Source organism: Citrobacter sp. MGH110 (assembly GCF_001037515.1).
GTDB classification, from domain to species: domain Bacteria; phylum Pseudomonadota; class Gammaproteobacteria; order Enterobacterales; family Enterobacteriaceae; genus Citrobacter; species Citrobacter portucalensis.
This window is the reverse complement of the sequence record NZ_KQ089830.1, coordinates 3369247-3383412: the sequence shown is the minus strand read 5'-3', so window position 1 is coordinate 3383412 and position 14166 is coordinate 3369247. Positions and strand designations below refer to the sequence as shown.

General features: G+C 54.5%; 12 protein-coding genes and 1 pseudogene. 9 read left to right on the top strand and 4 right to left on the bottom strand.

Going from position 1 to position 14166, the window contains the following annotated elements:
* Positions 1-154: 154 nt before the first annotated feature.
* The gene (locus tag SK38_RS15865) at positions 155-646 is read left to right on the top strand and encodes an REP-associated tyrosine transposase (protein ID WP_032942104.1); all 492 of its coding nucleotides are present in this window, start codon (positions 155-157) and stop codon (positions 644-646) included.
* A 75-nt stretch (positions 647-721) separates the two neighbouring features.
* Here SK38_RS15865 and SK38_RS15860 read toward each other — a convergent pair whose 3' ends face one another.
* The gene (locus tag SK38_RS15860; protein ID WP_032942105.1) at positions 722-1612 is read right to left on the bottom strand and encodes a LysR family transcriptional regulator; all 891 of its coding nucleotides are present in this window, start codon (positions 1610-1612) and stop codon (positions 722-724) included.
* Between the two features lie 101 nt (positions 1613-1713).
* Here SK38_RS15860 and SK38_RS15855 point away from each other — a divergent pair, with 101 nt between their 5' ends.
* Complete coding sequence (locus SK38_RS15855) at positions 1714-2124, top strand: CidA/LrgA family protein (RefSeq protein ID WP_003826638.1); 411 nt, start codon at positions 1714-1716, stop codon at positions 2122-2124.
* Entirely contained in the window at positions 2117-2806 is a 690-nt protein-coding gene (locus tag SK38_RS15850) for an LrgB family protein (protein WP_003031745.1), read from the top strand. The genes SK38_RS15855 and SK38_RS15850 overlap by 8 nt, the downstream gene beginning before the upstream one ends.
* Before the next feature lie 45 nt (positions 2807-2851).
* Here the strand turns inward: SK38_RS15850 and actP are convergent, their stop codons facing one another.
* The 3 genes from actP to acs all read right to left on the bottom strand — a co-directional run bounded on the left by actP (position 2852) and on the right by acs (position 7013).
* Positions 2852-4501: a cation/acetate symporter ActP gene (gene actP / locus SK38_RS15845; protein ID WP_008786931.1), complete on the bottom strand. Its 1650-nt coding sequence runs from the start codon at positions 4499-4501 to the stop codon at positions 2852-2854.
* Entirely contained in the window at positions 4498-4812 is a 315-nt protein-coding gene (locus SK38_RS15840; protein ID WP_003031750.1) for a DUF485 domain-containing protein, read from the bottom strand. The genes actP and SK38_RS15840 overlap by 4 nt, the downstream gene beginning before the upstream one ends.
* Positions 4813-5054: 242 nt before the next feature.
* On the bottom strand, positions 5055-7013 hold the full coding sequence (acs, locus tag SK38_RS15835; protein WP_003826645.1) for an acetate--CoA ligase: 1959 nt from the start codon (positions 7011-7013) through the stop codon (positions 5055-5057).
* Positions 7014-7447: 434 nt separating this feature from the next.
* Here acs and nrfA point away from each other — a divergent pair, with 434 nt between their 5' ends.
* The 6 genes and pseudogenes from nrfA to nrfG all read left to right on the top strand — a co-directional run bounded on the left by nrfA (position 7448) and on the right by nrfG (position 13962).
* Entirely contained in the window at positions 7448-8884 is a 1437-nt protein-coding gene (nrfA, locus tag SK38_RS15830; RefSeq protein WP_003826647.1) for an ammonia-forming nitrite reductase cytochrome c552 subunit, read from the top strand.
* A 44-nt stretch (positions 8885-8928) separates the two neighbouring features.
* Positions 8929-9495, top strand: coding sequence for a cytochrome c nitrite reductase pentaheme subunit (gene nrfB, locus SK38_RS15825; RefSeq protein WP_003826649.1), 567 nt, complete (start codon positions 8929-8931; stop codon positions 9493-9495).
* Positions 9492-10163 carry a cytochrome c nitrite reductase Fe-S protein gene (nrfC, locus tag SK38_RS15820; RefSeq protein WP_003031761.1) on the top strand — a complete coding sequence of 224 codons (672 nt, stop codon included), beginning with the start codon at positions 9492-9494 and terminating at the stop codon, positions 10161-10163. The genes nrfB and nrfC overlap by 4 nt, the downstream gene beginning before the upstream one ends.
* Entirely contained in the window at positions 10160-11116 is a 957-nt protein-coding gene (nrfD, locus tag SK38_RS15815; RefSeq protein ID WP_048236342.1) for a cytochrome c nitrite reductase subunit NrfD, read from the top strand. Before nrfC ends, nrfD begins: the two co-directional genes overlap by 4 nt.
* A gap of 8 nt (positions 11117-11124) precedes the next feature.
* Positions 11125-13354, top strand: a pseudogene (gene nrfF / locus SK38_RS15810) (heme lyase NrfEFG subunit NrfF).
* Complete coding sequence (nrfG, locus tag SK38_RS15800; protein WP_048236337.1) at positions 13351-13962, top strand: heme lyase NrfEFG subunit NrfG; 612 nt, start codon at positions 13351-13353, stop codon at positions 13960-13962. Before nrfF ends, nrfG begins: the two are co-directional and overlap by 4 nt.
* Positions 13963-14166: the final 204 nt, after the last annotated feature.

The window sequence follows — 14166 nt, the reverse complement described above, 5'->3', positions numbered from 1 at the left end:
CGCCGCATCCGGCGAAAGATGTGCCTGATGGCGCTGCGCTTATCAGGCCTACAAAAAATTATCCATCATGTAATTTGCGAGCCGCTTTCCTGAACTGATCTGCTTGTCTTGTCGATTCCCTCTTTTCTCCATACGGTTGAGGAAAGGGGGAAACATGTCCAACTATCGACGAAATTACATCAATGGGGGAACCTGGTTTTTTACGGTAAATCTGCAGGACCGTCGAAGCCACCTTCTGACAGACAACATTCACGCGCTTCGGTGTGCAATCGCTGCGGTCAAAAAGGTTAGGCCTTTTCGCATCAATGCGTGGGTCGTTTTACCCGAGCATATGCATTGCATATGGACGTTACCTGGCAATGATGCGGATTATTCCTCTCGCTGGCGGGAAATTAAGAAGCATTTCACCCACTCATTGTCTTCCCGACATATCTGGCAATCTCGCTTTTGGGAGCACACCATCCGTGATGAACATGATTATCGCCAGCATGTTGATTATATTTACATTAACCCGGTGAAGCACGGTTGGGTAAAGCAGGTACAGGCTTGGCCTTTTTCAACATTTCATCGTGATGTGAGGCACGGTTTGTACCCGCAAGATTGGGCAGGTGAAATCATGGATTTTAATGCGGGTGAACGTGCCTGATGCGCTACGCTTATCAGGCCTACAACACCGGCATACCGATGTAGGCCGGATAAGGCGTTAGCCGCATCCGGCATTTTACGACGCTTGCGGTAGCCAAAACCCTTCACAGCATTTGAGCCACGCCTGGGCGCTGTGCGACAGATACACGCCTTCGCGCCAAATCATGCCCAACTGCCAGCGTAAGTCACTCTCCAGAGGGATCCAGCGCAACGTTTGCTTATCCAGCCGCTGGCAAATCGGCTCCGGTAAAATGGCAATCCCGACCCCGGCTTGTACCATTGCCGCCAGAAAATCCCACTGCCCGCTGCGAACCGCGATGCGGGGCTTGACGTTGTGTTGGCTAAACAGCTCAAGCAATTGGCGGCTCAACGCGAAATCTTCGTTGTAGATAAGCAGCGGATGTTCCGCCAGCGCCTCGGGGGAAATGGATTCGCACGTTGTCCACTGGCCGGAGCGAGGAACCAACACACAGAGTGGATGGCTAAAAAGCGGTAAGGTTGCCAGACCGCTCTCTTCTTCAACCGGCAGCGCGGTCATCGCGACATCCAGGTCACCGTTCATTACCGCCTGCTGAACGGTTAAGCCGCCAAATTCAGAGACCTTCAGCTCCACGCCGGGATAGCGCTGGCGAAACAGGCCGATCGGCCCGGCCATTAACATCCCCACCATGGGCGGGATACCGAGGCGCAGCACGCCCTTGTTGAGGTGATTAATGTCACTGAGTTCCGCTTCAAGCTGGCGAAACTCGGCAAGGATTGCCAGGCCGCGTTCGAAAACGACCTGCCCGGTGTCGGTTAACAGCAGTCGCCGACCGTCGCGGATTAACAGCGTGCAGTTAAGCTCGTCTTCAAGGTTCTTCAACATCTTACTGATGGTGGGCTGGGTGACAAAAAGCTTCTCCGCTGCGCGGGTAAAGCTCTGCTGACGAACCACCTCAACAAAATATCGCAGCGTTCTGATATCCATGATTATTCCTTAAGACTATGCCTGCAATGAGTTTAATTCATTTCAGTCCTGGAAGGGGGCTCTCTATACTGGCGCTCTCTATTTTTTAAGGACATACCCTCATGGCTGTGGCGATAAGCCGCGTGACGCCTGCCGTTATTCATCGACTCCAGATCCCCGTTCAGGTTCTGTTGTATGCAGGTCTCTTTGTATTTGCTCAATATCTTGTCTCCTGGCTGCATCTACCGCTTCCTGCCAACCTGGTCGGGATGGTGCTGATGCTGGCGTTAATTGTCTGCCGGGTTATCCCGCTGAACTGGATTCGCGCAGGTGCTCGCTGGTTACTGGCTGAAATGCTGCTGTTTTTTGTTCCGGCGGTGGTCGCCGTTGTGAACTACACGCAGCTGTTGCTGGTTGATGGCTGGCGTATATTTGCCGTGATTGCGATCAGTACGCTGATGGTGCTCGGCGCAACGGCGTGGGTGGTGGATAAAGTGTATCGCTATGAAATGCGCAGGCTAAACCGTGAGTAATTTCCAGCTAAGCGTATTGTGTCTGGTGATTACGCTGGGTATCTACTTTGCCAATAAGCGTCTGTATCGCCGTTTTCGTAAATTACCCCTGATGCCATTAGTTCTCACCCCGGCCCTGCTGGTGCTGATGCTGGTTTTCGGCCATATCTCCTGGCAAAACTATATTGGTGAATCGCACTGGTTGCTGTGGCTGTTAGGCCCGGCGACCATCGCCTTTGCCGTTCCGGTGTATGACAACCTTGCCGTGATTAAGCGTCACTGGATGTCGCTGACGGCGGGCGTGGTAACGGCAACGCTGGTGGCCGTCACCAGTTCCGTATGGCTGGCGCGCCTGTTTATGTTGCCTGATGAGATCCAACGTAGTCTGGCGGTGCGCTCCGTCACCACACCGTTTGCGCTGGCGGCGGCAGAACCGTTGGGCGGGCAGCCGGACCTGGTGGCATTGTTCGTGGTGGTGACCGGCGTATTTGGTATGGCGGTCGGCGATGTGCTGTTTTTACGGCTTTCCATTCGTGAAGGGATGGCGAAAGGCGCAGGATTTGGCGCAGCATCGCACGGCGCAGGCACGGCACGCTCTTATGAACTCGGTCAGCAGGAAGGGGTCGTTGCCAGTCTGGTGATGATGCTTTCCGGCGTGGTAATGGTGCTGGTGGCACCGCTGGTGGCGAGGCTGATGTTCTGAGAAAGGATGTAATCCTCCGGCCCGAAAGCCGGAGGAGAAGGGAAGTTAGTGCGCGCGACCTTGTTCTACGCCGTACCCGGTCTGGGAACGGATGAACTGAGCACGGAACTGCTCGCGTTCGCGGTTGCCTTCTTCTGAGTTGTCGGTGGCAGAGAAGAACCAGATCCCGAGGAATGCTACGCTGATGGAGAACAGCGCCGGATACTCATACGGGAAAATGGCTTTTTCGTGACCAAGGATCTGGACCCAAATCGTTGGACCAAGAATCATCAGCACCACTGCCGTCAGCAGGCCTAACCAGCCACCCAACATTGCGCCACGCGTGGTCAGTTTCGACCAGTACATAGAGAGCAGAATGATGGGGAAGTTACAGCTGGCTGCGATAGCAAACGCCAGGCCGACCATGAAGGCGATGTTCTGGTTTTCGAACAGCACGCCGAGCACGATGGCAATCACGCCCAGCACCAGCACGGTTATTTTCGAAACCCGCAGCTCTTCACGTTCGGTGGCGCCTTTGCGGAACACGTTGGCGTACAGGTCGTGAGACACTGCCGATGCGCCCGCCAGCGTCAGACCGGCAACCACCGCCAGAATGGTGGCAAACGCCACGGCTGAGATGAAGCCGAGGAACAGGTTACCGCCCACCGCATTCGCCAGGTGAACCGCCGCCATGTTATTACCGCCAATCAGCGCGCCCGCAGCATCTTTGTACGCCGGATTTGCACCTACCAGCATGATTGCGCCAAAGCCGATGATAAAGGTCAGGATATAGAAATAACCCATAAAACCGGTGGCGTAGAACACGCTCTTACGTGCTTCACGGGCATCGCTAACCGTGAAGAAGCGCATCAGGATGTGCGGCAAGCCCGCCGTACCAAACATCAGGCCGAGACCTAACGACAGTGCGGAGATTGGGTCTTTTACCAACCCGCCCGGGCTCATAATGGCTGAACCTTTCGGGTGTACCGCCATCGCTTCGGTGAACAGATTATTGAAGCTAAAGCCGACGTGCTTCATCACCATAAAGGCCATAAAGCTGGCACCGAACAGCAACAGTACGGCTTTGATGATCTGTACCCAGGTGGTCGCCAACATGCCGCCAAACAAAACGTACATCATCATCAGCACGCCAACCAGTACGACAGCGATGTGATAGTTCAGACCAAACAGCAGCTCAATCAGCTTACCTGCACCAACCATCTGCGCGATCAGATACAGCGCAACCACCACCAGGGAACCACAGGCGGACAGAATACGGATTGGCCCTTGCTTCAGACGATAAGACGCAACGTCTGCAAAGGTGTAACGACCCAGGTTACGCAAACGCTCAGCAATCAGGAACAGGATAATTGGCCAGCCGACCAGGAAGCCGAGTGAATAGATCAGCCCGTCATAACCGGAGGTAAAGACCAGCGCGGAAATCCCGAGGAACGATGCCGCCGACATATAGTCGCCCGCAATCGCCAGCCCGTTCTGGAAACCGGTGATGTTACCGCCAGCGGTGTAGTAGTCATTACGCGAACGTACGCGCTTTGACGCCCAGTAGGTAATGCCGAGCGTAAAGATGACGAAAATCAGGAACATGATAATCGCCTGCCAGTTGGTTGGCTGGCGTTGGACTGCACCGCTAATAGCATCCGCCGCGTTTGCGGCGAAGGGCAGCGTGGCGGCAAGCGCCGTCAGGACTCTCTTCATGATGCTTTAACCTCGTGCAAAACCGCATTGTTCAGGCGATCGAATTCACCGTTTGCCCGCCAGATGTAGATCCCGGTCAGGATGAAGGAGATAAGGATCACACCGACCCCAATCGGAATACCGCGGGTGACGCTGGTTCCCGCGTGTAGCGGAGTACCCAGCCAGCCCGGCGCAAAGGCAATCAATAATATAAAGCTGATATAAACTGCCAGCATGATGATGGACAGAATGGTGGCAAACCGTTGCCGTTTTTCTACTAACTCCCTGAAACGCGCACTGTCTTCTATCCGCTGATAAATTTGGTCATTCATCACAGAGCTCTCCAGAGGTCCCCCTGCGTCTTTCGTGCTACAGGTTCGTTGGCCGCACTCGCCCACCCCAGTCACATAGTGAACTATGCTCTTGGGGATGTGCTCGCTTGCCGCCTTCCTGTAACACGAAATCCTTTGGGGGAGGTTTTTTATATTTCCCTCCCGGTGAAGAGAGGGTAGGGTCAGATTTGTAGGCCGGATAAGACGCTTTCGCGTCGCCATCCGGCATTTTCAGGACTTTGTTATGATGGCATCGCGATGGCCTGCTTCTCTTCGAGCAGTTTCTCCACGACGCCAGGATCGGCGAGGGTCGAGGTATCGCCCAGATTGCTGGTATCGCCCGCCGCGATTTTGCGCAGGATGCGGCGCATGATTTTGCCGGAGCGGGTTTTCGGCAGTGAGTCGGTCCAGTGCAGCACGTCTGGCGTTGCCAACGGACCAATTTCTTTACGCACCCAGTTGCGAACCTCGGCGTACAACTCAGGTGACGGCTCTTCACCGTGATTCAGCGTGACGTAGGCGTAGATCGCCTGGCCTTTAATATTATGCGGAATTCCCACCACCGCGGCTTCGGCAATCTTCGGATGCGACACCAGCGCCGATTCGATTTCAGCCGTTCCCAGACGGTGGCCAGAGACGTTCAGCACATCGTCCACACGTCCGGTAATCCAGTAATAGCCATCTTCGTCACGGCGCGCGCCGTCGCCGCTGAAGTACATATTCTTGAAGGTAGAGAAGTAGGTTTGCTCAAAGCGTTCGTGATCGCCAAACAGCGTTCTCGCCTGGCCTGGCCACGAGTCGGTAATCACCAGGTTACCTTCCGTCGCGCCTTCCAGTGGATTACCTTCGTTATCGACAATCGCAGGCTGTACGCCAAAGAATGGACGGGTTGCAGAACCGGCTTTCAGCTCGGTAGCGCCCGGCAGTGGGGTGATCATGAATCCCCCGGTTTCGGTCTGCCACCAGGTATCGACGACTGGACATTTTTCGTTGCCGATCTTCTTCCAGTACCACTCCCACGCTTCCGGGTTGATCGGCTCGCCAACGGAACCCAGGATACGCAGCGACGAACGGTCAGTACCTTCAATCGCTTTGTCGCCTTCTGCCATCAGTGCGCGAATGGCGGTCGGTGCGGTATACAGAATATTGACCTGGTGCTTGTCCACAACCTGTGACATACGCGCAGGCGTTGGCCAGTTTGGTACGCCTTCGAACATCAGCGTGGTTGCGCCGCAGGCCAGCGGGCCGTACAGCAGGTAGCTGTGTCCGGTTACCCAACCCACGTCAGCGGTACACCAATAGATATCGCCCTGATGGTAATCAAACACGTACTTAAAGGTGGTTGCAGCGTAGACCAGATACCCGCCGGTGGTGTGCAGCACGCCTTTTGGCTTGCCGGTTGAACCGGAGGTATACAGGATAAACAGCGGATCTTCCGCGTTCATCTCTTCCGGTTGGTGTTCTGAGCTGGCTTTCTCAATAAGATCGGACCACCACAGGTCACGGCCTTCCTGCCACTCCGTTTTACCACCGGTACGTTTGAGGACGACCACATGTTCAACGGTCTTCACGTTCGGGTTTTTCAGCGCATCATCGACGTTCTTTTTCAACGGGATAGCGCGCCCGGCGCGTACGCCTTCGTCGGCGGTGATCACCAGGCGTGAATTGGAGTCGATAATACGTCCGGCGACGGCTTCCGGTGAGAAACCACCGAAGATGACAGAATGCACTGCCCCTATGCGGGCACAGGCCAGCATTGCAACCGCAGCCTCTGGCACCATCGGCATATAAATGGCCACTACGTCACCTTTTTTAATGCCTAAATCCAGTAGCGTATTGGCGAAACGGCAGACATCGCGATGCAACTCGCGATAGGTAATGTTTTTGCTTTGGGTAGCGTCATCGCCTTCCCAGATGATGGCGGTACGATCGCCATTTGCCTGCAGGTGACGGTCAAGGCAGTTTGCGGCCAGGTTCAGGGTGCCGTCTTCGTACCATTTAATAGACACGTTGCCTGGTGCGAAGGAGGTGTTCTTCACCTGGCTGTACGGCTTGATCCAATCAAGAATCTTTCCTTGCTCGCCCCAAAATGTGTCGGGTTCGTTAACGGATTGCTGGTATTTCTCTGCGTACTGCTCCGGATTTATCAGGCAACGATCCGCAATGTTTGCGGGAATAGCGTGTTTATGTATTTGGCTCATGGCTTTTGTTCTCCTTGTAGGATGTTAATAATATGTCTCATAAACGTTAAATGTAGGGGCTTTGAGAGTTTTGTTTAGTATTTGCGCGGCAGATCACGCAATAAACGAATTGTGCAAATTAGCGACAAACTGAATTTTGAAGGGAACTAGCAAAAATTGATTAAATCTCGCGATAACATGCAGTTATCTAAAGGATTGTTGAAAAGGTGATCTGTCTCTGAATTAGACAAAAGAGTGAGAGATTAGAGGGGTGTTATAACTCTAAAGTGGTATTTTACATACACTTACAATTGATTAAAAACAACATTTTCAGTGTGGTTTCTTGTTACAAATAGGGTGGAGCAATGTCATGACAGTATTCGTGTGGTTGCTGTTGTGGAAAACAATAAAAGAACCGCCATTGCAGATAATGGCGTCATCTGGATGAGACCCCTATGGCAAGGATAAAATCACGCGTACGCCGTTTCTTCAGCCTGTTATTACCTTTATTATTTATTTCTGCTGTTCACGCTGAACAAACTTCTGTACCTGCAAAAACCGTCACCGTTGAAGCGAAGAATGAAACCTTCGCACCTCAGCATCCCGATCAATATCTCTCCTGGAAAGCCACGTCTGAGCAATCAGCCCGTGAAGATGCACTGGCAGAAGATCCGCGTCTGGTGATCCTGTGGGCGGGATACCCATTCTCGCGCGATTACAACAAACCGCGGGGACACGCGTATGCCGTGACCGATGTCCGTGAAACCTTACGTACCGGCGCACCAAAAACGGCAGAAGATGGTCCGTTGCCGATGGCCTGCTGGAGCTGTAAAAGCCCGGACGTAGCGCGTCTTATCCAGAAAGACGGTGAAGATGGCTACTTCCACGGTAAATGGGCGCGCGGCGGTCCGGAAATTGTTAACAACCTCGGTTGTGCGGATTGCCATAATACCGCGTCACCAGACTTCGCCAAAGGCAAGCCAGAACTGACCCTGTCGCGTCCTTATGCAGAACGCGCGATGGAAGCCATCGGTAAACCGTTTGAGAAAGCCGGTCGCTTTGACCAGCAATCCATGGTCTGCGGCCAGTGCCACGTGGAATACTACTTCGACGGTAAAAACAAAGCCGTTAAGTTCCCGTGGGACGACGGCATGAAAGTCGAGAACATGGAGAAATACTACGACAACATTGCTTTCTCTGACTGGACCAACTCTCTGTCTAAAACGCCGATGCTGAAAGCGCAGCACCCGGAGTATGAAACCTGGAGCGCGGGCATTCACGGCAAGAACAACGTGACCTGTATCGACTGTCACATGCCGAAAGTGCAAAACGCGGAAGGCAAGATCTATACCGACCATAAGATTGGTAACCCGTTCGACAACTTCCCTCAGACCTGCGCGAACTGCCACACCCAGGACAAAGCGTCCCTGCAAAAAGTGGTCGCCGAGCGTAAACAGGCTATTCATGACCTGAAAATCAAAGTTGAAGATCAGCTGGTTCGTGCGCACTTCGAAGCGAAAGCCGCATGGGATGCGGGCGCGACTGAAGCGGAAATGAAGCCGATTCTGGAAGATATCCGTCACGCACAATGGCGTTGGGACCTGTCTATCGCCTCACACGGCATTCATATGCACGCCCCGGAAGAAGGCCTGCGGATGCTGGGTAGCGCAATGGATAAAGCTGCCGACGCGCGTACCAAACTGGTCCGTCTGCTGGCGACCAAAGGCATCACGCATGAAATTCCGTTGCCGGATATCTCGACCAAAGAGAAAGCCCAGGCGGCGATTGGTCTGAACATGCAGCAAATCAATGCTGAGAAGCAGGACTTCATCAAAACGGTGATTCCGCAGTGGGAAGATCAGGCGCGTAAAAACGGTCTGTTAAGCCAATAACCCCATTTCGCCCCGCAAGGGGCGGATAACTCAACGGAGTGAATATGAGCGTATTACGTTCGTTATTAACTGCTGGGGTGCTGGCGTCAGGCTTGTTATGGAGCCTGAGTGGAATCACTGCCACGCCAACGCCGCAGGAGTCGGATCAACGCTGGACGGTTACCCAACAGCGTAATCCGGATGCCGCCTGTCTGGACTGTCACAAGCCGGATACCGAAGGCATGCATGGTAAGCATGCGGAAGTCATCAACCCGAATAACAAACTGCCGGTCACCTGCACCAACTGTCACGGCCAGCCGTCACCGAACCACCGTGAAGGGGTGAAAGATGTGATGCGCTTTAATGAGCCGATGTACAACGTGGAGCAGCAGAACAGCGTCTGTATGTCCTGTCACCTGCCTGAGCAGCTGCAAAAAGCGTTCTGGCCGCACGATGTCCATGTAACCAAAGTGGCGTGTGCCAGCTGTCACTCACTGCATCCGAAGCAAGACACGATGCAAACGCTGAGCGATAAAGGACGGATCAAGATTTGCGTCGATTGCCACAGCGATCAGCGTAACAATCCGAACTTTAACCCGGCGTCGATTCCGTTGCTTAAGGAGCATCCATGAGTTGCTCTCGTCGCCAGTTTATCACCGGCGTCGGCGCGCTGGTGGCAGTGAGCGGGACGGCGGGGCGCGTTGTGGCGAAGACGCTGAACATCAACGGCGTGCGTTACGGTATGGTACATGATGAGTCATTATGCATCGGCTGTACGGCCTGTATGGATGCTTGTCGCGAAGTCAACAACGTGCCGGAAGGCGTATCGCGTCTGACGATTATTCGCAGTGAGCCGCAGGGGACGTTTCCTGATGTGAAGTATCGCTTCTTCCGTCACTCGTGCCAGCACTGCGACCACGCTCCCTGCGTTGACGTCTGCCCGACGGGGGCATCGTATCGTGATGCCGCCAGCGGCATTGTGGATGTGAACCCGGACCTTTGCGTTGGCTGCCAGTACTGCATCGCCGCGTGTCCTTATCGCGTGCGCTTTATCCATCCGGTGAGCAAAACGGCGGATAAATGCGATTTCTGCCGGAAAACCAACCTGAAAGCGGGCAAACAGCCCGCCTGCGTTGAGTCATGTCCGACGAAGGCGCTGACGTTTGGTAATCTGGACGATCCCAACAGCGATATCTCCCGTTTGTTGCAGCAGAAAACGACCTACCGTTACAAGCTGGCGTTGGGTACAAAACCGAAGGTCTACCGCGTTCCCTTTAAATTTGGGGAGGTGAGCCAATGACATCCGCTTCTGCATTTCATTTTGAATCACTGGTGTGGGACTGGCCCATTGCCATCTATCTGTTCCTGATAGGTATCTCTGCCGGACTGGTCACGCTGGCGATTCTGCTGCGTCGCTTCCATCCGGAGGCGGGCGGTTCGGACAGCACGCTGCTGCGCACTACTCTGGTGTTAGGGCCGGGGGCGATTATCCTCGGTCTGTTGATTCTGGTGTTCCACCTGACGCGTCCATGGACCTTCTGGAAACTGATGTTCCACTACAGCTTCACTTCGGTGATGTCGATGGGGGTCATGCTGTTCCAGTTGTACATGGTGGTGTTAGTGCTGTGGCTGGCAAAAATCTTTGAAAAAGAGGTGATTGCCCTGCAACAGCGCTGGCTGCCGCGGTTAGGTATCGTGCAGAAAGTATTGACGCTGGTCGCGCCGTTTCATCGCGCGCTTGAGACGTTAATGCTGGTGCTGGCGGTCCTGCTCGGGGCGTACACCGGTTTTCTGCTGTCGGCGCTGAAATCTTACCCGTTCCTGAATAACCCGATCCTGCCGGTGCTGTTCCTGTTCTCTGGGATCTCCTCCGGCGCCGCGGTGGCGCTGATCGCCATGGCGTTACGCCATCGTAGCAACCCGCACAGTACCGAAGCGCACTTTGTGCATCGTATGGAAGTCCCGGTGGTATGGCTGGAGATCTTCCTGCTGGCGGCGTTCTTCGTCGGTCTGGCGCTGGGCGATGACGGCAAAATGCGCGCGCTGGCGGCGGCACTGGGCGGTGGATTCTGGACCTGGTGGTTCTGGCTTGGCGTGGCTGGGCTTGGGCTGATACTGCCGATGCTGCTAAAACCCTGGGCCAACCGCAGTTCGACGTTTCATGGCGTGCTGGCAGTCTGCGGCGCCAGCCTGACCGGCGTACTGCTGCTGCGTTTTTTTATACTCTATGCGGGTCAGCTAACCGTTGCGTAAGGTGATATCTGGACGTTCTCCTTCCTGAAGCCGGTTTTCTGGCGCTGTTATTAAGCCTTGGGGTCAACGTGTTGACCCCGCTTGCCGTGTTGGTGGGTGTCCGCCAGCGCTGGCAAGGGGTGATGCGCCTTGCAACGGTGGGCGTGTGGGCGCAATTTACCCTGCTACTGCTGGCTTTTGCCATTCTGGTATTCTGCTTTTTGACCAGCGACTTTTCGGTGGTCTACGTTGCTCAGCACAGCTACAGTCTACTGCCGTGGGGATTAAAACTGGCGGCGGTGTGGGGCGGTCATGAAGGATCGCTGCTGCTGTGGGTGCTGTTTCTTTCCGGCTGGAGCGCGCTGTTCGCTTTACGCTATCGGCGTGATACCGACGCGCTGTTTCCGCTGACGCTCAGCGTCCTTTCAATGATAACGGCCCTGCTGCTGCTGTTTGTGGTGGTATGGTCCGATCCGTTCGTGCGCATCTTCCCGCCTGCCATTGAAGGGCGCGACCTTAACCCGATGCTGCAACATCTCGGGTTAATCCTCCATCCACCTCTGCTGTATCTGGGTTACGGTGGTTTGATGGTGGCGGCAGGTGTGGCGCTGGCCTCGCTGCTACGTGGTGACTTTAATGCGCAGAGCGCCTGGGTGTGCTGGCGCTGGGCGCTGCCCGGCTGGTGCGCGCTGACGCTGGGAATTATCCTCGGCTCCTGGTGGGCCTACTGCGAGCTGGGCTGGGGCGGCTGGTGGTTCTGGGACCCGGTTGAAAATGCCTCCTTATTACCCTGGCTTTCCGCTAGCGCGCTGCTGCATAGCCTGTATATCACGCGCCAGCGCGGAATCTTCCGCCACTGGTCGCTGCTACTGGCGATCGTCACGCTGATTTTATCGCTGCTTGGGACGCTGATTGTACGTTCCGGCATTCTCGTTTCGGTACATGCTTTCGCGTTGGATAACGTCCGCGCCGCGCCGCTGTTTGCGCTGTTTACCGTGTTGAGTCTGGCGTTGCTCGGGCTGTACGCCTGGCGGGGCCAGCAAGTCCGGCAGAATGCGCGTTTTGGCGGTTGGTCACGCGAGATGCTGATTCTGGTTGCGCTGCTGCTCTTTAGTGCGGTGCTGCTGATTGTGTTGATTGGCACGCTCTACCCGATGATTTACGGGCTGTTCGGCTGGGGACGGCTCTCCGTAGGCGCACCGTACTTTAACCGTGCTACGCTGCCCTTTGGCCTGCTGATGCTGCTGGTTATCGTGCTGGCAACGGTCAGAAGCCGCAACGTGTCTTTCCGCATCCAGCTTCCGGCACTGCTGGCGCATGCCGGGGTGCTGGTGTTTGCGGCGGGGATCGTCTTTTCCAGCGGTAGCCGTCAGGAGATAAGCCTGAACCTGAGCCCTGGGCAGCAGGTTGAACTGGCGGGTTACATTTTCCGTTTTGAGCGTCTCGACCTGGAAGCCAAAGGTAACTACACCAGTGAAAAAGCGCAGATCACGCTGTGGCACAATGAGAAACGTATTGGCAGCCTGCAACCTGAAAGGCGCTTCTATGCCGCGCGCCGTCAACAGATGATGGAGCCGGGGATCCGCTGGAATCTGATGCATGACTGGTACGCGGTAATGGGTGAAAAAACCGGACCTGACCGCTATGCCATGCGTTTGTACGTGCAGACCGGCGTGCGCTGGATTTGGGGTGGGGGACTATTAATGGTCTTTGGCGCGCTGCTGAGCGCGTGGCGAGGGAGAAAGCGCGATGCGTAAATTAATTACAACGTTGCCGGATGGCAGCGTAAACGCCTTATCCGGCCTACAGGTAGCGCGAACCGTAGGCCGGATAAGCGCAGCGCCATCCGGCAAAAAGTTTTTACTCTTAACGCTCGTCCTGTTTTTCATCACTTTCGCTACACATGCCCAGGTTGTGGATACCTGGCGCTTTGAAAATCCGCAACAGCAGGAACAAGCGCTGTCCATTGCCAGCCAGCTTCGCTGCCCACAGTGTCAGAACCAAAACCTACTGGAATCCAATGCGCCGGTAGCGGTCAGTATGCGCCATCAGGTTTATAGCATGGTGGCGGAAGGGAAAAGCGAAGCTGAGATCACGACATGGATGACCGAGCGTTACGGTGACTTCGTTCGTTATAATCCGCCGCTGAATGAGCAAACGCTGCTGCTGTGGGCGTTGCCGTGCCTGCTGTTATTGCTGGTAGGTGTGGTGGTCTGGCGAGTGAGAAGACGTCAGCATACGGAGGAAGGTGAACAATGAACCAGTCCGAACCGCTGTTACGCCCAATGCCTGTGAAGCGGCTGACCGCTGCGGCGGTGCTGATGGTTGTGGCCTGCATTGGAGGCTACTTGTTGACGCCAAAATGGCAGGCGGTTCGTCAGGAGCAAACGAGACTGGCAGACCCTTTACATGCTTTCTCCGATGAAAATGTTCAGGAAAAACAGTTGCTTTTGCTGCAATCGCAGATTCGCGCTAATCCCCAGGACGGCGTGAAATGGGCGCAACTCGGGGAGTACTATCTTTGGCAAAACGCGTATCATAATGCGCTGCTGGCCTACGAGCAGGCGCTGCGTGTCGGCGGTGAAAATGCTGAGATCTATTCCGCGATGGCAACGGTATTGTATTACCAGGCCGGACAACATATGACGCCACCCACTCGCGAGATGATTGATAAGGCTCTGGCGCTGGATCCGGCAGAGGTCACCGCGCTGATGCTGTTAGCCTCAGATGCGTTTATGCAGGCAGACTACGCCCTGGCTGTTTCAGTGTGGCAAAAGGTTATGGATTTAAACTCGCCTAGGGTGAACCGGGCACAGCTCGTTGACTCTATTAATATGGCGAAGTTATTGCAGAATCGGCAAAAATAAATTTGTTTTTTTTGTGATTTGTATCATTTGGCCTGTTTAAAAAACAGGCAAACGAACAAATGGGCGAAAAAAACTCACACCATGACTTCTTCATTTTTGAACATATTAAAATTCTTTTATAACAAAAAGTTATTCATCAATACCGCGATAAAATTGCATTTTTATGCATAAAATCAGCCAAAAGCCCTGTTCTTAGAGGGTTGC